Origin of the sequence: Epilithonimonas arachidiradicis, from assembly GCF_003610695.1 — a bacterium.
GTDB classification, from domain to species: Bacteria; Bacteroidota; Bacteroidia; order Flavobacteriales; family Weeksellaceae; genus Epilithonimonas; species Epilithonimonas arachidiradicis.
Genome location: NZ_RAQH01000007.1, coordinates 1 through 16,163, shown reverse-complemented (window position 1 = coordinate 16,163; position 16,163 = coordinate 1). Strand labels below are relative to the sequence as shown.

17 protein-coding genes are annotated in these 16,163 nt (G+C 36.1%); 14 read left to right on the top strand and 3 right to left on the bottom strand.

The features are described from left to right. Positions 1 to 136: 136 nt before the first annotated feature. Complete coding sequence (locus tag BXY58_RS11565; RefSeq protein ID WP_120214027.1) at positions 137 to 469, top strand: zinc ribbon domain-containing protein YjdM; 333 nt, start codon at positions 137 to 139, stop codon at positions 467 to 469. Between the two features lie 210 nt (positions 470 to 679). Here the strand turns inward: BXY58_RS11565 and BXY58_RS11560 are convergent, their stop codons facing one another. After that, positions 680 to 1,612: a sulfate/molybdate ABC transporter ATP-binding protein gene (locus BXY58_RS11560; RefSeq protein WP_120214026.1), complete on the bottom strand. Its 933-nt coding sequence runs from the start codon at positions 1,610 to 1,612 to the stop codon at positions 680 to 682. An 85-nt stretch (positions 1,613 to 1,697) separates the two neighbouring features. Here BXY58_RS11560 and BXY58_RS11555 point away from each other — a divergent pair, with 85 nt between their 5' ends. The 10 genes from BXY58_RS11555 (at position 1,698) to BXY58_RS11510 (ending at position 8,872) form a co-directional block, all read left to right on the top strand. Continuing rightward, positions 1,698 to 2,357 (top strand): YceI family protein, encoded by a 660-nt coding sequence (locus tag BXY58_RS11555; RefSeq protein ID WP_120214025.1) that lies wholly within the window; start codon positions 1,698 to 1,700, stop codon positions 2,355 to 2,357. 110 nt (positions 2,358 to 2,467) lie between these two features. Continuing rightward, a complete protein-coding gene (gene pheS, locus BXY58_RS11550; protein ID WP_120214024.1) occupies positions 2,468 to 3,478 on the top strand; it encodes a phenylalanine--tRNA ligase subunit alpha in 1,011 nt (336 codons plus the stop codon). A gap of 216 nt (positions 3,479 to 3,694) precedes the next feature. Then, positions 3,695 to 5,422: a sensor histidine kinase gene (locus BXY58_RS11545; protein ID WP_120214023.1), complete on the top strand. Its 1,728-nt coding sequence runs from the start codon at positions 3,695 to 3,697 to the stop codon at positions 5,420 to 5,422. Beyond that, positions 5,422 to 6,060 (top strand): response regulator, encoded by a 639-nt coding sequence (locus BXY58_RS11540; protein WP_120214022.1) that lies wholly within the window; start codon positions 5,422 to 5,424, stop codon positions 6,058 to 6,060. The genes BXY58_RS11545 and BXY58_RS11540 overlap by 1 nt, the downstream gene beginning before the upstream one ends. Positions 6,061 to 6,447: 387 nt before the next feature. Then, positions 6,448 to 6,912, top strand: coding sequence for a hypothetical protein (locus BXY58_RS16860; RefSeq protein ID WP_147366842.1), 465 nt, complete (start codon positions 6,448 to 6,450; stop codon positions 6,910 to 6,912). A 189-nt stretch (positions 6,913 to 7,101) separates the two neighbouring features. After that, a complete protein-coding gene (locus BXY58_RS11530) occupies positions 7,102 to 7,419 on the top strand; it encodes a GNAT family N-acetyltransferase (protein ID WP_120214020.1) in 318 nt (105 codons plus the stop codon). A gap of 27 nt (positions 7,420 to 7,446) precedes the next feature. Next, entirely contained in the window at positions 7,447 to 7,974 is a 528-nt protein-coding gene (locus BXY58_RS11525; protein ID WP_120214019.1) for an NADPH-dependent FMN reductase, read from the top strand. Next, the gene (locus tag BXY58_RS11520) at positions 7,974 to 8,186 is read left to right on the top strand and encodes a (4Fe-4S)-binding protein (RefSeq protein WP_120214018.1); all 213 of its coding nucleotides are present in this window, start codon (positions 7,974 to 7,976) and stop codon (positions 8,184 to 8,186) included. Before BXY58_RS11525 ends, BXY58_RS11520 begins: the two co-directional genes overlap by 1 nt. A 3-nt stretch (positions 8,187 to 8,189) precedes the next feature. Next, entirely contained in the window at positions 8,190 to 8,588 is a 399-nt protein-coding gene (locus BXY58_RS11515) for an OsmC family protein (RefSeq protein WP_120214017.1), read from the top strand. Positions 8,589 to 8,590: 2 nt separating this feature from the next. Next, positions 8,591 to 8,872: a GNAT family N-acetyltransferase gene (locus BXY58_RS11510; protein WP_120214016.1), complete on the top strand. Its 282-nt coding sequence runs from the start codon at positions 8,591 to 8,593 to the stop codon at positions 8,870 to 8,872. 200 nt (positions 8,873 to 9,072) lie between these two features. Here BXY58_RS11510 and BXY58_RS11505 read toward each other — a convergent pair whose 3' ends face one another. Together BXY58_RS11505 and BXY58_RS11500 are read right to left on the bottom strand one after the other, a co-directional pair. After that, a complete protein-coding gene (locus BXY58_RS11505; RefSeq protein ID WP_120214015.1) occupies positions 9,073 to 11,490 on the bottom strand; it encodes a DUF5916 domain-containing protein in 2,418 nt (805 codons plus the stop codon). A gap of 112 nt (positions 11,491 to 11,602) precedes the next feature. Then, complete coding sequence (locus tag BXY58_RS11500; protein WP_120214014.1) at positions 11,603 to 13,273, bottom strand: glutamine--tRNA ligase/YqeY domain fusion protein; 1,671 nt, start codon at positions 13,271 to 13,273, stop codon at positions 11,603 to 11,605. A gap of 204 nt (positions 13,274 to 13,477) precedes the next feature. Between BXY58_RS11500 and BXY58_RS11495 the strand changes: the two genes are divergently transcribed. From BXY58_RS11495 to BXY58_RS11485, 3 genes are all read left to right on the top strand, one after another. After that, positions 13,478 to 14,155: a response regulator transcription factor gene (locus BXY58_RS11495; RefSeq protein ID WP_120214013.1), complete on the top strand. Its 678-nt coding sequence runs from the start codon at positions 13,478 to 13,480 to the stop codon at positions 14,153 to 14,155. 31 nt (positions 14,156 to 14,186) lie between these two features. Continuing rightward, positions 14,187 to 15,275: a sensor histidine kinase gene (locus BXY58_RS11490; protein WP_120214012.1), complete on the top strand. Its 1,089-nt coding sequence runs from the start codon at positions 14,187 to 14,189 to the stop codon at positions 15,273 to 15,275. A 132-nt stretch (positions 15,276 to 15,407) separates the two neighbouring features. Continuing rightward, complete coding sequence (locus BXY58_RS11485) at positions 15,408 to 15,992, top strand: IS1096 element passenger TnpR family protein (protein WP_120214011.1); 585 nt, start codon at positions 15,408 to 15,410, stop codon at positions 15,990 to 15,992. Positions 15,993 to 16,163 lie beyond the last annotated feature (171 nt).

Below are 16,163 nucleotides of genomic sequence, written 5' to 3'. Positions count from 1 at the left end.
TTTTTTTCAAAAATAAATATTTTCACGATAAAAGATGATAAATGTTAGTTGATGTCTGTTTGTAATTAAGTTACCTTTGCAACATTAAAGTGATAAAAAATCATTTATCATTCATTAATTATCATCTATAAAAACTATGAGCGACACTATTCTTTGCCCAAAATGCCAATCCGAATTTACTTACGAACAAGATAACTTGCAAGTTTGTTCACAATGTTTCCACGAATGGGACCCGAAGGAAGTTTCATCTGAAGGAAAAATTTTTGATTCGCTTGGCAAGGAATTACAAAACGGCGATTCTGTAATTGTCATCAAAGATTTGCCGGTGAAAGGCGCACCCAAACCTGTAAAAGCAGGGACAAAAGTTAAAAACATCCGCCTACGTCCGGATTCTGACCATAATATCGACTGCAAAATTGACGGCTTCGGATCTATGGCTTTGAAATCTGAGTTTGTGAAGAAAGCATAAAAAAAGGAAAGTTTTGGCAGGGTAAACTTTCAAAGACTCTGATTGTCCCGTGTTGAACAAGACTAATTTCCAGTCCCTAAGGCAGAAAGAGAATTAACCAAAAAATTCCTTTAAATTTTCGTAAACCAAAGCTAAGAAAATTTTATTTTCCAACCAACTGATAATGTATAAGTTATCCATATTTTATCAACAATATATAAAATGGGATAATTAAAACTTTAAAAATACGTTTCCGGAAAGTACATTTTGAGAATAAACAACGATTGGTTTATCATTAATTCTAAGCTTGTTCCGGTAATGAGAACCGGCAAAAAGGCTTTCTAAAACAACAGCTTCTACTCCATTTTCTGCAATTTTTATCTGATGCGGAAAATAATGTTTTTTGGAAAGATTAAATTCGGATTTTTCTTCCTCTGAAAAAATATTGACCTCGCCTAAAAGCTTTGCAACATAATCATTATAAGGATTTTCATAAGTTTCTTTCGGCGAATCATTTTGAATCAATCGCCCTTGTTGCAAAACCACAATTTTATCTGCCCAAGGCAAAACTTCTTCCAAATTATGCGTTGAAATCAGAAGACTCATATTATTTTGCCTGACGTAATTGAACAGCTTATCCCGCAATTCAAATTTTCTGGAAAAATCGAGATTACTGAAAGGTTCATCCAATAAAAGCATTTTCGGCAGAATCGCCAAAGCTCTGGCAATTGCCACACGCTGCTGTTGTCCACCGCTAAGATTTTTGGGCAGGACTTTAGCATAATCTTTCAAACCAACAATATCTAATAATTCTTCGACCTTTTCTTTTTTCGATTTTAAATTGATGTTAGAGATGAATTTCCCAACGTTATCGGCAACCGTCGCATAAGGCATCAAATCGTAATTCTGAGCCACGAATTTCATTTGAGATTCACCGGGAACCAGATTTCCTTTAGGTCCGAACAACTTTTGTCCTTCAAAAATAATTTCCCCGCTTTGCCAGTCCATTAGACCATAAATCAAACTCAATAAAGTGGATTTTCCACAACCACTTTCGCCTGCCAGGGCGATAATCTGACCTTCGTCGACATTCAGATTCAGGTTTTGAAAAAGGGGCTGGTTGGTCTGATAATTGAAATAAAGATTTTTGACTTCTAACAACATTTTACGGAAATAGTATTTTTGGAAGTGTAATAATTTTATTATTTTAGCAAAGAACGTAAAACTAAGTAACAAATAAAACTTTAAAATGAAAAAAGCAACTTTAATCTCCGCATTATTAATCATTTCGGCTTCGGTATTGGTCATCTCTTGTGGGAAGGACAAACCGGTAACCAGCGAGAGCAACGAGGTATTGACGACCAATGACGGACAAATCTATGTCGTGGACACCCTCAACAGTAAAGCGGAATGGAAAGGATTCAAAGTTGTAAAATCTGACAATACAAGCCACATCGGAACTCTGAAATTTGAAAGTGGCGAAGTGACCGTAAAAGACGGGAAGCTGGAAAGCGGACAATTCGTGATTGATATGACATCTATTGCCAATGAAGATTTGAAAGATTCGGAAAGCAACGGAAAATTGATTGGTCATCTTAAAAGTGCTGATTTTTTTGATGTAGAAAAGTTCCCGACGGCTTCTTTCGAAATCACAAAAATATCCGAAGCGCCTGCAGGAAGCGACTACAACACTGTTCTGGACGGTAATCTGACTTTGAAAGGCATCACAAAACCGGCCACCTTCAACGCGAATGTGAAAATAAAAGACAGTGAACTGAGCATCGCAACCGAACCAAAAGACATCAACAGAGATGAGTTCGGGATCAAATTCCAGATGCCTGCTGCTGAAGGATTAATCAAAAATGAAATTAATGTTCAGATGAAAGTGAAAGCGATTGAGAAAAAATAATTTGTCTTATAAATGATAATCTACAATCTGTTTCTTTTCGGGAACAGATTTTTTATGGCAACTTTATTTTAAAAATCGTATTTTTGCAGTCTATTTTTTTACACGAGATAATGCTAGAGAAAATTGATGACCTGCTGATAGAAGTACAAAATTTCCAATCTTCTGCCAAGGATGAAATTGAGCAATTCCGACTGAAGTTCAACGGAAAAAAAGGAATTATGAATGATTTTTATGATTCCTTAAAACAAATTCCAAATGAGCAGAAAAAAGATTTTGGACAGAAAATCAACATCTTAAGAAATGCTGTTAACGAAAAACTGGAGGAACTTAAATCTTCTTCGGAAAGTAAAATTATTCTCGAAAAAGAAGACCTTACAAGACCGGCTTTCCCTTTGGAATTAGGTTCTCGTCATCCTATTAATCTGGTTAAAAATAAAATTATTGACATCTTCAAATCGATCGGTTTTGCTGTGGCAGACGGACCGGAAATTGAAGACGACTGGCATAACTTCACCGCATTAAACTTACCAGAATATCATCCGGCAAGAGATATGCAAGACACCTTTTTCATCGAGCAAAATCCGGATGTGTTGTTGAGAACGCACACCTCATCGGTTCAGATCCGCTATATGGAAAACAATGAACCGCCGATGAGAATCCTAGCTCCCGGAAGGGTTTTCCGTAATGAAGCGGTTTCTTCCCGTTCGCACTGTATCTTCCACCAGATAGAAGGTTTATATATTGATGAGAATGTGAGTTTTGCGGACCTTAAACAAACCATTCAGTTCTTTACAACGGAACTTTTCGGAAAGTCAAAAATCAGAATGAGACCTTCTTATTTCCCTTTTACCGAGCCGAGCGCAGAAGTGGATGTTTATTGGGGACTGAATTCTGAAACGGATTACAGAATCACAAAAGGTACAGGCTGGCTAGAAATCATGGGTTGCGGAATGGTAGATCCTGCAGTTCTAAAGAATGTTAATATTGACCCTGACAAATTCTCAGGTTATGCTTTCGGAATGGGAATCGAAAGAATTGTAATGCTCCTTTATCAGATGAGCGACATCCGGATGTTCTTTGAAAATGATATCAGAATGCTGGAGCAGTTCAAAACATTGTAAGTACTATATTATACATATTAATCCTATCCTGTAAATGCAGTTTTACAGGATTTTTTATTAATTTTATATAGATAACTCACTGTAAAAGGTTTAATTTTACAAATCATATGAAAACACACATGATAAAAGGATATTTTTATTAGATTTTTTAATTTTACAGACTATGGCAATCGGTTTTTTTTTCAATAACTGATTAATTAAATTAATAACACAAATATGAAGTCCAACAATTCTTCAAAATCACTAAGCTTCCGATTCAGAAAAATAGTTCATTATTTCCTGATTCTATGCATTTTGTTGATTCAGATTATTCTAGCAGGATTTTTCTATAACGAATTTATGTCCAGAAAGAATTTGACCTTTATAGAAAATCAATTGAAGGAGATCCATTCATTAGAAAACCTGACAGAAGATTCTAAGAGAGAGTTACTGAATTCTCAGGATCATTTTCAGAAGTACCTGATTACGGATGATAAAAAATATTTGGATTCCTATTTCGAATCTGTCAACAAGCTTACAAAAAATCTAGACAGCATTAACAGCTACAAAAATCCAAAGCTTGAAAACATATTGCTGCCACAGAAAAAAGATTCGTCAGAGTTCAAAAAACTGAAGTTGCTGGCTGATTCTACGTACCAGTTTTCGACAAAATCGACTTTCAAAATTGGCGAAGATGCTCCAAAGTTCAAGAAATATAACCTGAATAATTATAACTACGAAAAATTTGACATCCAAACCAAAACCGTTTCAGATACTGTTAAGAAGAAAGGCCTTTTCGGACGTTTGGGAGATGCGATCTCTGGCAAGGTAGATGTGCAAAAAGAAAGTACTGTCATCACAGTCAACAATGGCGGAATCACCAATGCAGAAAGAATCAAATCTGATATGGACAGTATTGTTAAAACGATTAATAATCACTATTCAAAGGAAGTGCAGAAAATCCAGGTTAATGTAATCAGGAATAAAAATCATAGCAGCAAATTCTACAAAATATTCAACAGCCTTTTGATCTATGGTAACGACCTGATGAACATCTATGATGATGCGATCAAAGGTTCTAAATCCGACTTGGAAAAGGAATACGAAAAGCAAAATTCCAAAAGCAACAAAATCAGAATGTATTTGGTTTTTGGTGCGATGATCCTGATGTTTATCGTTTCCATCCTGATCATGTATTTTACGAGAATCGCCTTTATCTATGAAAAGCGACTCAATTCCGCAAACAAAAAAATCAGTGAAAATCTTAACTTCAAAAACAGAATCCTGGGAATGCTGAGCCACGAGTTGAGATCACCTCTGAAGATTATTGGAATTTTTATTAACAGAATCAATAAAAAAACTAATGACGAAAGCATCAAAGAATACCTGAAATCGATCAGCTTTACCAACAATTCATTATTATTACAAGCCAATCAAATCCTGGAATATACCAAAAATCAGCACAAGGAAAATAAATTGGTTCCAACAGTATTTAATCTAAAAAATGAAGTATCATCTATCCTGACTTCGATAGAACCATTTATAGAAACCAGAAACAACAGATTTGTCGTTAATGAAAATATCAGTCCGGATTTGGAGATCTATTCTGACAAGGCAAAAATCAATCAGGTTTTTATGAACATTCTTGGAAATGCTAATAAGTTTACAGAAAACGGACAAATCACCGTTAATACAAGAACGGAACCTGTAGATGACAAAACCGTTCGTCTGGTTACAGCAATCAGCGATACAGGTGCGGGAATTTCGGAATCCGATTTAGAAAAAATATTCGAACCTTATTATCAAGGTGTATTATCCGAAGATGTCGAAAATCTGGGAGCAGGATTAGGATTGAGCCTTTGCAAGGAACTTGTAGAATTATATTCCGGAGACATCTCTGTTGAAAGTGAACTGAACAAAGGTACAACTGTGAAATTTTCAATCAATTTAAATATTAATCAATAATGTTAGATAACAAAACCACTTTCCTACTTGCCGACGATCATAGCCTTATAAGACAAGGCCTTGTGTTTATGCTGGAAGAAATTGGTTTGGATTGCGAAATTTTTCAGGCTTCTAACCTGTCGCAGGTTTTGGATACTGTTCAGAGCCAAGCAATAGATATTGCAATCATTGATGCACATTTTCCTGATGGCAATAGTCTGACGATCTTACCCAAGATAAAAGAAATTAATCCAGAGATCAAGGTTCTGATTTTCACAGGTATTGATGAAGCGACACAGTCTCTGAAATTCATCAATGCCGGCGCCAACGGATTCCTAAGCAAACTGAGCGAAGAAGAGGAAATAAAGCAGGCAATCCTGAGAATGTTGCGTTACGGGCAATATATCTCACCGCTGACCCAAGCCCTTATGATGAATTCTATGCAAAACCCCAAGCTTATCAACCCCTTGGAAAGTTTGACCGAAAGAGAATTGGAAATCGCAGAATTATATGCCAAAGGTTTGGGAAATCTGGAAATAGCGAGCCGGTTAGACCTGAAACAAAACACCATCAGTACGGTAAAAAAAAGGATATTTGAAAAGCTTAATATCGAAAATATCGTAGAATTGGCAGAATTAATTAAAAATAATCATAATTAATTCAGATCCAATTAATAATCCTCATTTCTAAAATTGTTGCTTGTAGAAAAATATCTACAACCTTATCGACATACATCTATTGTGTTTTCTTGGATACAATATTACTATACTGATATTTTTGTATCAATAAAAAGTTAATAATTATAATCAGAAAAAATAGAGATTCTATTAACCGATTACAATTTGAAACTTTGATTCTGAAAACACACAATAATGAAATCTTAGTATCCATTTACAGAGTCTTCACCGGCTCTGTAAAAGGTACTAATGAGAAGTACAATTTTCCATAGAAATAAACTAATAGCCAAGAAAAACATTTTAATGGAATAAAGGAGGACCAATAAAAAACACAAATCCAGAAATCGGGCTGGGCAAAAACACCAAGAAATGAAAATAAATAACCGAAAAGAAATCGCATTGGCGATGTATGGATTCTTCCTGCTTCTTGTTTTGGATATATTATTTTTAATATTCGCCAAACAATTTATAGTAGTTAGTAAAGCCGTTTTATACAGCACTTCGTTACTCATTCTTTTGTTTTGTGTATGGAGGTTAGCTATGTTGAAGACCTTTTCTCTGGAAGTTTCTGAGCACATCCTCTCTGTGAAGTATGAGCATCCTTTGTCGCACATCCATCATCCTGTTCTGGAAGTGCCGTTACAAAAAGTTCTTTTCTTCAAGGTGGAAAAAGGGATTGTTAACTATTTTATGGTTATCAATATCAATACAAAAAGGGGAATGAGAAGCTTCTATTACAGGATAGGGAATCTGCCGGAAAAAAACACAGAAAAACTGGAAAATATATCCAACTTCATCAAGCGCTCACGGATGAAGTTTGAAGATCAACTCTAAAAACACAAATGCATATTCATAATTGTTTCTGAAACAATTTATTTAACCCAGAAATCCTGCAGAACTAATTTGCAGGATTTTTTTGTTGCAATTACATCCATCTTAAGAAAATATCCTACATCAATTTTCAGCAGTTTTGCTTTGTCTAATTTTGGAATCAAATAATAAGTAACTTTAAAAAAATAAATTATGAAACCAGAATTCGAAAATATCCCGCTTGTGAAAAACGAAACTAAAAAACGTTTTGAAATAGAAGTTAACGGTCATTTTGCTTTTATCAATTACGGCGAAAGAGAGCATCAGATCGCGCTTGTCCATACAGAAGCCGAACCGGAACTAGCAGGAACCGGAGCTGCAGCTGCTGTGGTAGAAAAGACGTTAGAATTCATCAAAGAAAGCGGTAAAAAACTGTTGCCATTCTGTCCTTATGTTTTTGCATACATCAAAAAACATCCGGAATGGAAAGCGATTGTCGATGAAAAATTCGGTGGTTACGATCAACTTTAAAATCAAATCTCAAACTATAATAAACTTATGAAAATATTTGCATTTGCCGGAAGCAACTCTTCCACTTCGATTAACAAACAACTGGTGAAATTTGTTCTGAAAAGTTTCCCAAACGATAACATCAACCTGATCGACCTGAATGATTATCTGATGCCGGTTTTCTCGGTTGATTTAGAAAAGAATGGTTTTCCTGAGGAAGCGCACAGATTCCTGAAAAATATTGAAGATTCTGATGTTATCATCTGTTCATTAGCAGAGAACAACCGTTCTTACAGTGCGGCGTTTAAGAATATATTTGACTGGGCTTCCAGGATCAACGTGAAAGTTTTTCAGGATAAGCCAATGTTTTTGATGACAACTTCACCAGGCGGTTATGGTGGAGGAAATGTAATGGCAGAGGCGGCGAAATTCTTTCCTGCATTTGGCGCAGATATCAAAGAGACTTTTTCTCTTCCGAAATTCTATGAAAACTTTGATGCTGACAATGGCGTTATTGAACCTCAGCTTCTAAGTGAACTTAATTCTAAAATCGAAAACTTTAAAAATCAAATATAATGGAAACTCACGAATATAATGCTGGTGAAATCACCATCATCTGGAAACCAAAAGTATGCATCCACGCTGCTGTTTGCGTAAAAATGTTGCCAAAAGTTTATAACCCGAAAGAAAGACCTTGGCTGAAACCAGAAAATGCAACAGCCGAAGAATTGAAAAATCAAATCAACCGCTGCCCTTCCGGTGCTTTGAGCTTTAAATTAAATTCATAAAAAATGGGAGTAACAGTAAGAGCAAGTCTGGGAAGAGAAAAATACTACACCGAAGTGATTGCCGGAGAAAACAAACTCATTACGGATGAACCAGTTGATAAAGGTGGTGGAAACAAAGGTTTCAATCCATTTGAGATTTTGGCAACTTCATTAGCAAGCTGCACAGCGGCAACTCTCAGAATGTATATTGACAGAAAAGGCTGGGAAATCCCACAAATTAATGTAGAAGTAGAGCTGGAAAATTATCCGCAAACCAAAACGGCACAGTTTTGCAGGGTTATTGACTTTGGAACAACGGAAGTGAGCGAAGACATCCGTGATAAATTGTTCAAAATTGCGGACGCTTGTCCGGTTCATAAAATATTAACCAACGATATAGAAGTATTAACTAAAATCAAATAAAAATGCTAGAAGTAACACAACATAACTGGGAAACAAAAGGAGAATTTGTCGCGACATTTGACGGAAGACCTGCAGGATTAATGACCTATTCCTGGGCTGGAGATGATAAAATTATTATCGACCACACGGAAGTTGAACCTGCTTATAACGGAAAAGGTGTTGGAAAAGCAATGGTTTACAAAGCTGTAGAATTCGCCAGAGAAAAAAACCTGAAAATCATTCCGCTTTGTCCTTTTGCTAAAGCAACTTTCCAGAAGAATGAAGAAATAAGAGACGTATTATAATTATTAATGATGAATGATGAATTATAAATGATTAATGATAAATTATGAATAATATAAAAACTCCATTTCAGTTTTGAAATGGAGTTTTTATTTTTGAATTGCACGCAGCCCGACTTGAGCGGAAATCCTTTTTACGCAACGTAGTGGAGTGAAAAGATTGGGAGCGGAAGGCGGATTAAGCTGCCCAAAGTATTATAATCTTAGAACCAATTCTTCATCCTGTTGTAATCTAAGAAATAAGAGATTCTCAGTGAAAAATTATTGATCATTGGCGCATTGAACAATTCATCAAAGTTATTTTTGAAACGCATTCTGGACATTTCCAGATAATTGCTGGTCGCGTTTCTGTAAAGCAAAGTCAGCTGACTTCCCGGCGCAAACCACCAAGAATAGCGCAAATCTACGTTCCAGGAATTGTATGTCCCGTTGAGATTGGGGTGGTAGGCCGTATTGGCATCCAAGCTTCCGTCATTGTTCAGAATATAAAACTGCTTGTATGTGACATCCGAAAAATAATGCCTGAAAGCCAGAGCCAAAGTCATCTTTTCATTGAAGGTATATTGTCCTGTAATCGCATTTTCATAGGTATTTCTCTGTCTTCTTCCCATATAAATATTGCTTGCATCTTTGCCGGAATATCCAACCTCATTATTACTAAAAACCGGATTGAACTGCCAAACTATTTTCATTTTATCAGAAGCTCTGTAACGCAGATACAATGATGGAACAACATAGTTTCTGCCTTTTTGGTCGTAAGCATAATAATCAACCGTTATGTTGTACTGAAGTTTTTTTCGGCTGTCACTCTCGAACCAAAGCCAGCTGTCGAAATAGCCAGGAACATTCAAATGGCGTCCGAAAGTTCTTGGTTCGTAGATGTCTTTTTCGCCATAAGGAGTGAATTCGATTCCGCCTCCAAAGCTTTGAAATTTTTTGTTTGTAAAAGAGTTATTATGATTGAATATCAATTTCTGATTCAGAAAAGGTTCCAACCTGTGGTAATAGTTCAGATTGAAATTCAAGTACATATTATTCAGCTTTTCGGTTGGCTGAAGAATTCTGTAACCGTACCAAACATTATGATTTCCGTAATTGGTTTTGGTCGAAAATCCGAGGTCGTTGATATCCCAATCTTTGTTGACGTAATTGGCATTAATTTCGAAACGATTTTTGCCCGAGAATTTTCCAATTCCGACAGTTCCTCTGTTTCCGAACTTAGTTGCATCATCCATTACCCAGCTTCCCTTCAGGTTTCCATAGTAATTATAAGTATTCTTTTTGTTGGCAATATTCCATAAAAGTCCTGTGGAATTGGCATCGCGAAAATCACCCATTCTCAGCGTACTTGTGTTAACCAAAGTTACAGATGAGTTATCTCCAAATCTCTGGTCAAAAACCAATACATTATAATTGGTCCAGGGTTCCACCACTTCTTTTCTGGTTGCGCCAGTTTCATTATCCCGAATTACAGCTTCCATTTTTTCCGTTACGCCATTGAAAATCCCAATACCCAAACCTTTTTTGGTTCTTCCCGAAATTTTGAAAGCATTGAATAGCTTAACTTTTCCCGGATATTCGGTGACGGTTTCTTTTTCCTCATCAATGGTTGGATATCTCGACGGACTTCCGCCAACTCTTCTGGAATAGAACAAATCGCCTTTGCTGAATAGCTCCGTTCCTTCCATAAAAAATGAACGTTGTTCGGCGAATTGTTGCTCGAACGGTGTCAGATTCAAAATCGAATTGTCGAAGTTGGCTTGGCCAAAATCCGGAATCAAAGTCATATCAAATGTGAAAGCATCATTAATCCCGTATTTCAGGTCCATTCCGCCATTGACATTCATTTCTGTTTTGCCGTCGAAACTGTTAACATAAGTCGAAAAATATGGTGTGAAAGATAGTCTGGTTGGCGTTTTCACTTCTGCGACTCCATTCAGAACACCATCATATAAGGTATAATTTCCTTTTTGATTGTCCACGTGATTCCAATCATACATCGTGTTGGTTCTCTTGATTTTCCGAATCATATTAAGACCAAATTCCTGCAAATCTTTCTTAGGAAAACGCAGTTCGAAAAAAGGAATTTTCATCTCCACAGCCCAACCTTTTTCATTGATTTTAACTGCGCTATACCAGACGGCATTCCAAGACATATCTTCGTTTTCTGTGGTTAATTTTCCGTCAACCTGAACGCCAGCTGCAGTCACAATAAATTCTAAGCTCTGCTGATGATCATTATAACCATTGATGATAATTCCAAAGAAATCATCATTTGCAATGTTATCTCTTTCGGTTAATTCTTTTAAAATTTTTGAAGGTTCTGGGTCGTACATTTGTGCAGCAATGTACAATCCTGTATCGTCGTAAAGAAATTTAACTTCCGTTTTTAAACTATCAGCCTGAGGCTTTCCGTTGTTAGGTTGTCTTTCTACGAAGTTGGTTGCAACCGGAACATTTTTCCAAATTTCGTCATCCAATATTCCATCAATTTTTATATTCTGGTCTTTCTTGATGGCTTGAAGTTTCTTTCTGGAGATACTATCTGCAGCTATCGTTTTCTGTGCAGAAACTTGCCAAAAAAAGAGTGTTAATATAAGAATACAAAATTTAGTTTTCATAGTTTTATCTTACTTGATGATAAGACAACAACAAAATTATTTCTGTTACATCCAAACAAAAAAAATCAGCCAAACGACTGATTTTCAATTTAATATTTTATTTTATATTATTTTAAGGCTTGTAACCATCCTTAAGTGTAACTGTTCTGTTGAAGACCAATTGATCATCAGAAGAATCTCTGTCTTTGATATAATAACCGATTCTTTGGAACTGGAAATGATCATCCAAAGTGGCATCTTTTAAACTTGGCTCCGCGAAACCGTGAGAGATTCTCAAAGATTGAGGATTGATAAAATTCATAAAATCTACTTCTTTTTCAGCATCCGGTTGTTCTGTTGTGAACAATCTTTCGTAAGTTCTGATCTCGATTGGTAAAGCGTGTTTTGCAGAAACCCAATGCAATGTTCCTTTCACTTTTCTTAGACTTGCCTCGGTTCCACTTCCCGATCTGGAATCTTCGTCGTAAGTTGCAAAAATTGTAGTGATTTGACCTTTGTCGTCCTTCTCTACTCTTTCAGCTTTGATGATATAGCCCGCTTTCAAACGAACTTCTCCACCTAATTTTAAACGGAAAAATTTCTTATCTGCTTCTTCCTGGAAATCTTCTCTTTCGATGTAAAGCTCTCTTGAGAACGGCACTTGTCTTGTTCCTGCATTTTCGTCCTCAGGATTATTTTCAGTTTCCAGCCATTCTTCTTTATCCTCAGGATAATTATCGATGATTAATTTTACAGGATTTACAACCGCCATTACACGAGTTGCCACTTTGTTAAGGTCTTCTCTTACCGAAAACTCCAGTAATTGGATATCAATCAGGTTTTCTCTTTTGGCGACGCCAACTCTTTCTATGAAGTTTTTGATTGATGCAGGTGTATAACCTTTTCTTCTCAGTCCGGAAATAGTCGGCATTCTTGGATCATCCCAGCCTGTTGTAACGCCCTCCTGAACTAATCTTTGAAGTTTTCTTTTAGAAGTCACCATATAAGAAACGTTCATCCTTGCAAATTCTCTTTGCTTCGGTGCCACACTTTCGTTATCATAAACTTGGTCAAGATACCATTCATACAATGGACGGTGATTTTCAAACTCCAATGAACATAATGAATGTGAAATTTGCTCGATATAATCAGATTCTCCGTGTGCCCAATCGTACATCGGATAGATTTTCCATTTTTCTCCGGTTCTGTGATGCGGTTTTTTCAGGATTCTGTACATCACAGGATCACGCATATTCATATTCGGAGAAGCCATATCAATCTTGGCACGCAAACTCATCGCTCCTTCTTCGAATTCACCATTTTTCATTTTTTCAAAAAGTTCAAGACTCTCTTCAACAGGACGATCTCTGAAAGGTGAGTTAACTCCCGGCTCAAATGGATTTTTTCTTTGTGCCGTGATTTCTTCGGAAGATTGCTCATCAACATAGGCTTTCCCTTCTTTGATCATTTCCACAGCCCAAATATATAACTGTTCAAAATAATCTGAAGTATATAGTTCCTGGTCATATTTGAAACCTAACCAATCGATATCTGCTTTGATAGAATCTACAAACTCCTGCTCTTCTTTAGCCGGATTGGTATCATCAAAACGAAGGTTGACAGGCGCATTATATTTTTGCCCCAAACCAAAGTTGATGCAGATAGCTTTCGTATGGCCAATATGAAGATAACCGTTGGGTTCCGGTGGAAAACGAAAACGCAACTTAGACGCATCCAAGCCATTTTCCAAATCATCTTCTATAATTTGCTCAATAAAATTGAGTGATTTTTTTTCTTCTTCCATAATCTGAACGTGAGGTGCAAATTTAATTTAATTTCCTCGAAAAATAAAACGATTCGAGCTTATAAAAATAGATGAATATCTGTATCGAAAATTCTTCCAAAAGCTGAAATAATTGTTTTGTAAATGTTAAATTTCTGTGAACTTTAAACAATTAGTGATATACAGTTCATTTTTTTTTAATTTTGGGATAATTAATAAATCGAAATGAATCGTAAAAAAATCCTTTTAATTGATGATGAGCAGGACATTCTTGAGATCATCTCTTATAATTTGGAAAAAGAAGGTTATCAGGTTTTTACTGCAAGTAATGGTAACGAAGGAATAGAAAAAGCAAAAGAAATATTGCCGGATCTTATTCTGTTAGACGTTATGATGCCGGAAAAAGACGGCATCGAAACCTGCCAGGATCTTCGCAAAATCAAGGAATTACAAAAAACCCTGATCGTGTTTTTATCTGCAAGAAGCGAAGAATTCTCCCAGCTAGCAGGTTACCAAGCCGGAGCAAATGATTATATCGTAAAACTGATCAAGCCAAAAGTTTTGATTTCCAAAGTGGCGGCATTGCTACAGCTGGGCGCTCAGTCTCAGGAAAATGCTAATTATATCGAGATCAGCGACTTGATTATTGATAAAGATAATTTCAAAGTATCCAAAGGCAAAGAAGAGTTCTTGCTACCTAAGAAAGAGTTCGATTTGTTATATCTTTTGGCTTCTAATACGGAGAAAGTTTTCAAAAGAGAAGAGATTCTGGAAAAAGTCTGGGGCAATGACGTGATTGTAGGCGAGAGAACCATTGACGTCCACATCAGAAGACTGCGAGAAAAACTGGGAATCAATACGATCCAGACACTCAAGGGAATAGGTTATAAATTAGTAGTTTAAGATTTTCTTTTTAGAAAATCTTTTTTTTGAAATGAGAATAAGAAATTCGGTTAAAGTCAATTGGTTATCTATCGCAGCATCCTTCACTTTGGTAGCTGTGGTTGGTTTTGTCGTGGTTCTTTTTGAGATCTATACCAATGACATCTACTTCAAGACCAAAGATTTTAACTACTTTGTGATTTTCACACTTCTTCTGGTATTCATTATTAATTATTTTGTATTAGAATTTCTGTTTAGCTTTTACAGTAAAAATCAAATCCGGAGAATCACAAATATTCTTCCGGAAGATATCATTCACGACTTCGATTCCGACATCGGTTTCAAAGAGCTTGAAGAAAAAGTTCACGAGATGAACCAGAGAAATGCGGAAATCGATATGATGAAGGAAATGGAAAACTACCGAAAAGAATACATCGGCAATGTTTCCCACGAGCTGAAAACGCCATTATTTTCCATCCAAGGTTACATAGAAACGCTTCGGGACGGCGGTGTGGAAGATCTTAATATCAGAGACAAATACCTGCAAAGAATCGACAGTTCTGTAGAGCGACTACTGAACATTGTGAAAGACCTGGATATGATCAACCGTTTCGAATCTGGTCAAATTGCTTTGAAATACAGCACTTTTGATATCAATCTTTTGATTCAGGAAGTGTTTGATCTTTTAGAAATGGAGGCCGATAAGCAATCGATGACGATGCTGCTACAAACCACGCAGTCCCAATTATTTGTCTACGCAGATAAGCAAAGGATTTCGCAGGTTTTGATTAATCTGATTTCTAATGCGGTAAAATATGCGAACCGCGAGGAAGCTCAAATCATCGTTTCTACCAGAGAAGGAATCAGAAATATCCATATCTCCGTAGAAGACAACGGGATGGGAATCAAACCAGAAAATCTGCCAAGAATCTTTGAGAGATTCTACCGTGTAGAGAGTAGCAGAAACAGGAAAGACGGCGGATCCGGATTAGGTTTAGCAATCGTAAAACACATCCTGGAAGCCCACAAACAAGGTATCATTGTGGAAAGTGTTTATCTATCGGGAACTAAGTTTAAATTTAAATTAGAAAAATCACCTCTGGAGAGACTGAGAAAAATGAAACAGATTTCTAATGAATAATCTGACCTGGAGAAGCGCAAAATTTATAAAAAACTTTTTTTAAAAAAAATTTCCAAGAAACTTTTCTGGAATTTCATTTGTTTTATATTTGCAACTGTAATCAAGCTAATATAAAGTTAAAGTAAAACGACAATGGTTTATAAGATAAGAGTAATTCTAGACGCCAAAGACACAATTTTCCGAGACATCGAAATCAAAGACAAGCAAACACTTTGGAATCTGCATCTGGGTATAAAAAGTGCCTTCAGCTTACCTGGCGAAGAGTTGTCATCTTTTTATTTTTCTGATGATGAATGGAATGAAGGAAACGCTGTGCCTTTGGAAGATATGAGCGACGAAGGTGACGGAGAAATTATGTCTGATGTTTACCTTAATGAAGGTTTTCCTGCTGTTGGAAGCAAAATGAGATTTCAGTACGGATTTATCGACCTTTGGGAATTCTTCTGTGAATTATTGGAAATTAATGACGAGAAGCCTGCTGTTAACTATCCAATTACAGTTTACAGGTTTGGAAATGTACCTTTGAAAGCGCCAAGCAAGTCCGGAAACGACAATGGAAAAGGAAAAAAATCCGCTATGCCTTTTATGGATGATGATTTTGACGATTTCGATGCAGAATTCAAGGAAACAAGTTTCGAAGATGAAGATGACGATTACAACGATGACGAAGAAGAAACTGGTTATAATGATGTTTTCGAAGAAGACGATGAAGATTAAGAATCTGAAAATACCATATAAAAAATGTCTGCAGTAGTGCAGACATTTTTTGTTTTTATAAGTAAAATTCTAAGGAGGTAGCGTCTCACTAACTGTGTAAGTTAAAAAGTTATTCTGAAAAATTTTTGAGCCCTCTAAAGCTCAAAAATAATTTTCGGAAATAACTTTTTA

Bases quoted from the DNA above. Each gene is read 5' to 3' on its own strand.
- BXY58_RS11510 (WP_120214016.1), top strand. From the start codon at position 8,591: ATGCTAGAAGTAACACAACATAACTGGGAAACAAAAGGAGAATTTGTC.
- BXY58_RS11520 (WP_120214018.1), top strand. From the start codon at position 7,974: ATGGAAACTCACGAATATAATGCTGGTGAAATCACCATCATCTGGAAA.
- BXY58_RS11545 (WP_120214023.1), top strand. From the start codon at position 3,695: ATGAAGTCCAACAATTCTTCAAAATCACTAAGCTTCCGATTCAGAAAA.
- BXY58_RS11490 (WP_120214012.1), top strand. From the start codon at position 14,187: ATGAGAATAAGAAATTCGGTTAAAGTCAATTGGTTATCTATCGCAGCA.
- BXY58_RS11500 (WP_120214014.1), bottom strand. From the start codon at position 13,273: ATGGAAGAAGAAAAAAAATCACTCAATTTTATTGAGCAAATTATAGAA.
- BXY58_RS11565 (WP_120214027.1), top strand. From the start codon at position 137: ATGAGCGACACTATTCTTTGCCCAAAATGCCAATCCGAATTTACTTAC.
- BXY58_RS11495 (WP_120214013.1), top strand. From the start codon at position 13,478: ATGAATCGTAAAAAAATCCTTTTAATTGATGATGAGCAGGACATTCTT.
- BXY58_RS11485 (WP_120214011.1), top strand. From the start codon at position 15,408: ATGGTTTATAAGATAAGAGTAATTCTAGACGCCAAAGACACAATTTTC.
- BXY58_RS16860 (WP_147366842.1), top strand. From the start codon at position 6,448: ATGAAAATAAATAACCGAAAAGAAATCGCATTGGCGATGTATGGATTC.
- BXY58_RS11515 (WP_120214017.1), top strand. From the start codon at position 8,190: ATGGGAGTAACAGTAAGAGCAAGTCTGGGAAGAGAAAAATACTACACC.
- BXY58_RS11525 (WP_120214019.1), top strand. From the start codon at position 7,447: ATGAAAATATTTGCATTTGCCGGAAGCAACTCTTCCACTTCGATTAAC.
- BXY58_RS11530 (WP_120214020.1), top strand. From the start codon at position 7,102: ATGAAACCAGAATTCGAAAATATCCCGCTTGTGAAAAACGAAACTAAA.
- BXY58_RS11505 (WP_120214015.1), bottom strand. From the start codon at position 11,490: ATGAAAACTAAATTTTGTATTCTTATATTAACACTCTTTTTTTGGCAA.
- BXY58_RS11560 (WP_120214026.1), bottom strand. From the start codon at position 1,612: ATGTTGTTAGAAGTCAAAAATCTTTATTTCAATTATCAGACCAACCAG.
- pheS (WP_120214024.1), top strand. From the start codon at position 2,468: ATGCTAGAGAAAATTGATGACCTGCTGATAGAAGTACAAAATTTCCAA.
- BXY58_RS11540 (WP_120214022.1), top strand. From the start codon at position 5,422: ATGTTAGATAACAAAACCACTTTCCTACTTGCCGACGATCATAGCCTT.
- BXY58_RS11555 (WP_120214025.1), top strand. From the start codon at position 1,698: ATGAAAAAAGCAACTTTAATCTCCGCATTATTAATCATTTCGGCTTCG.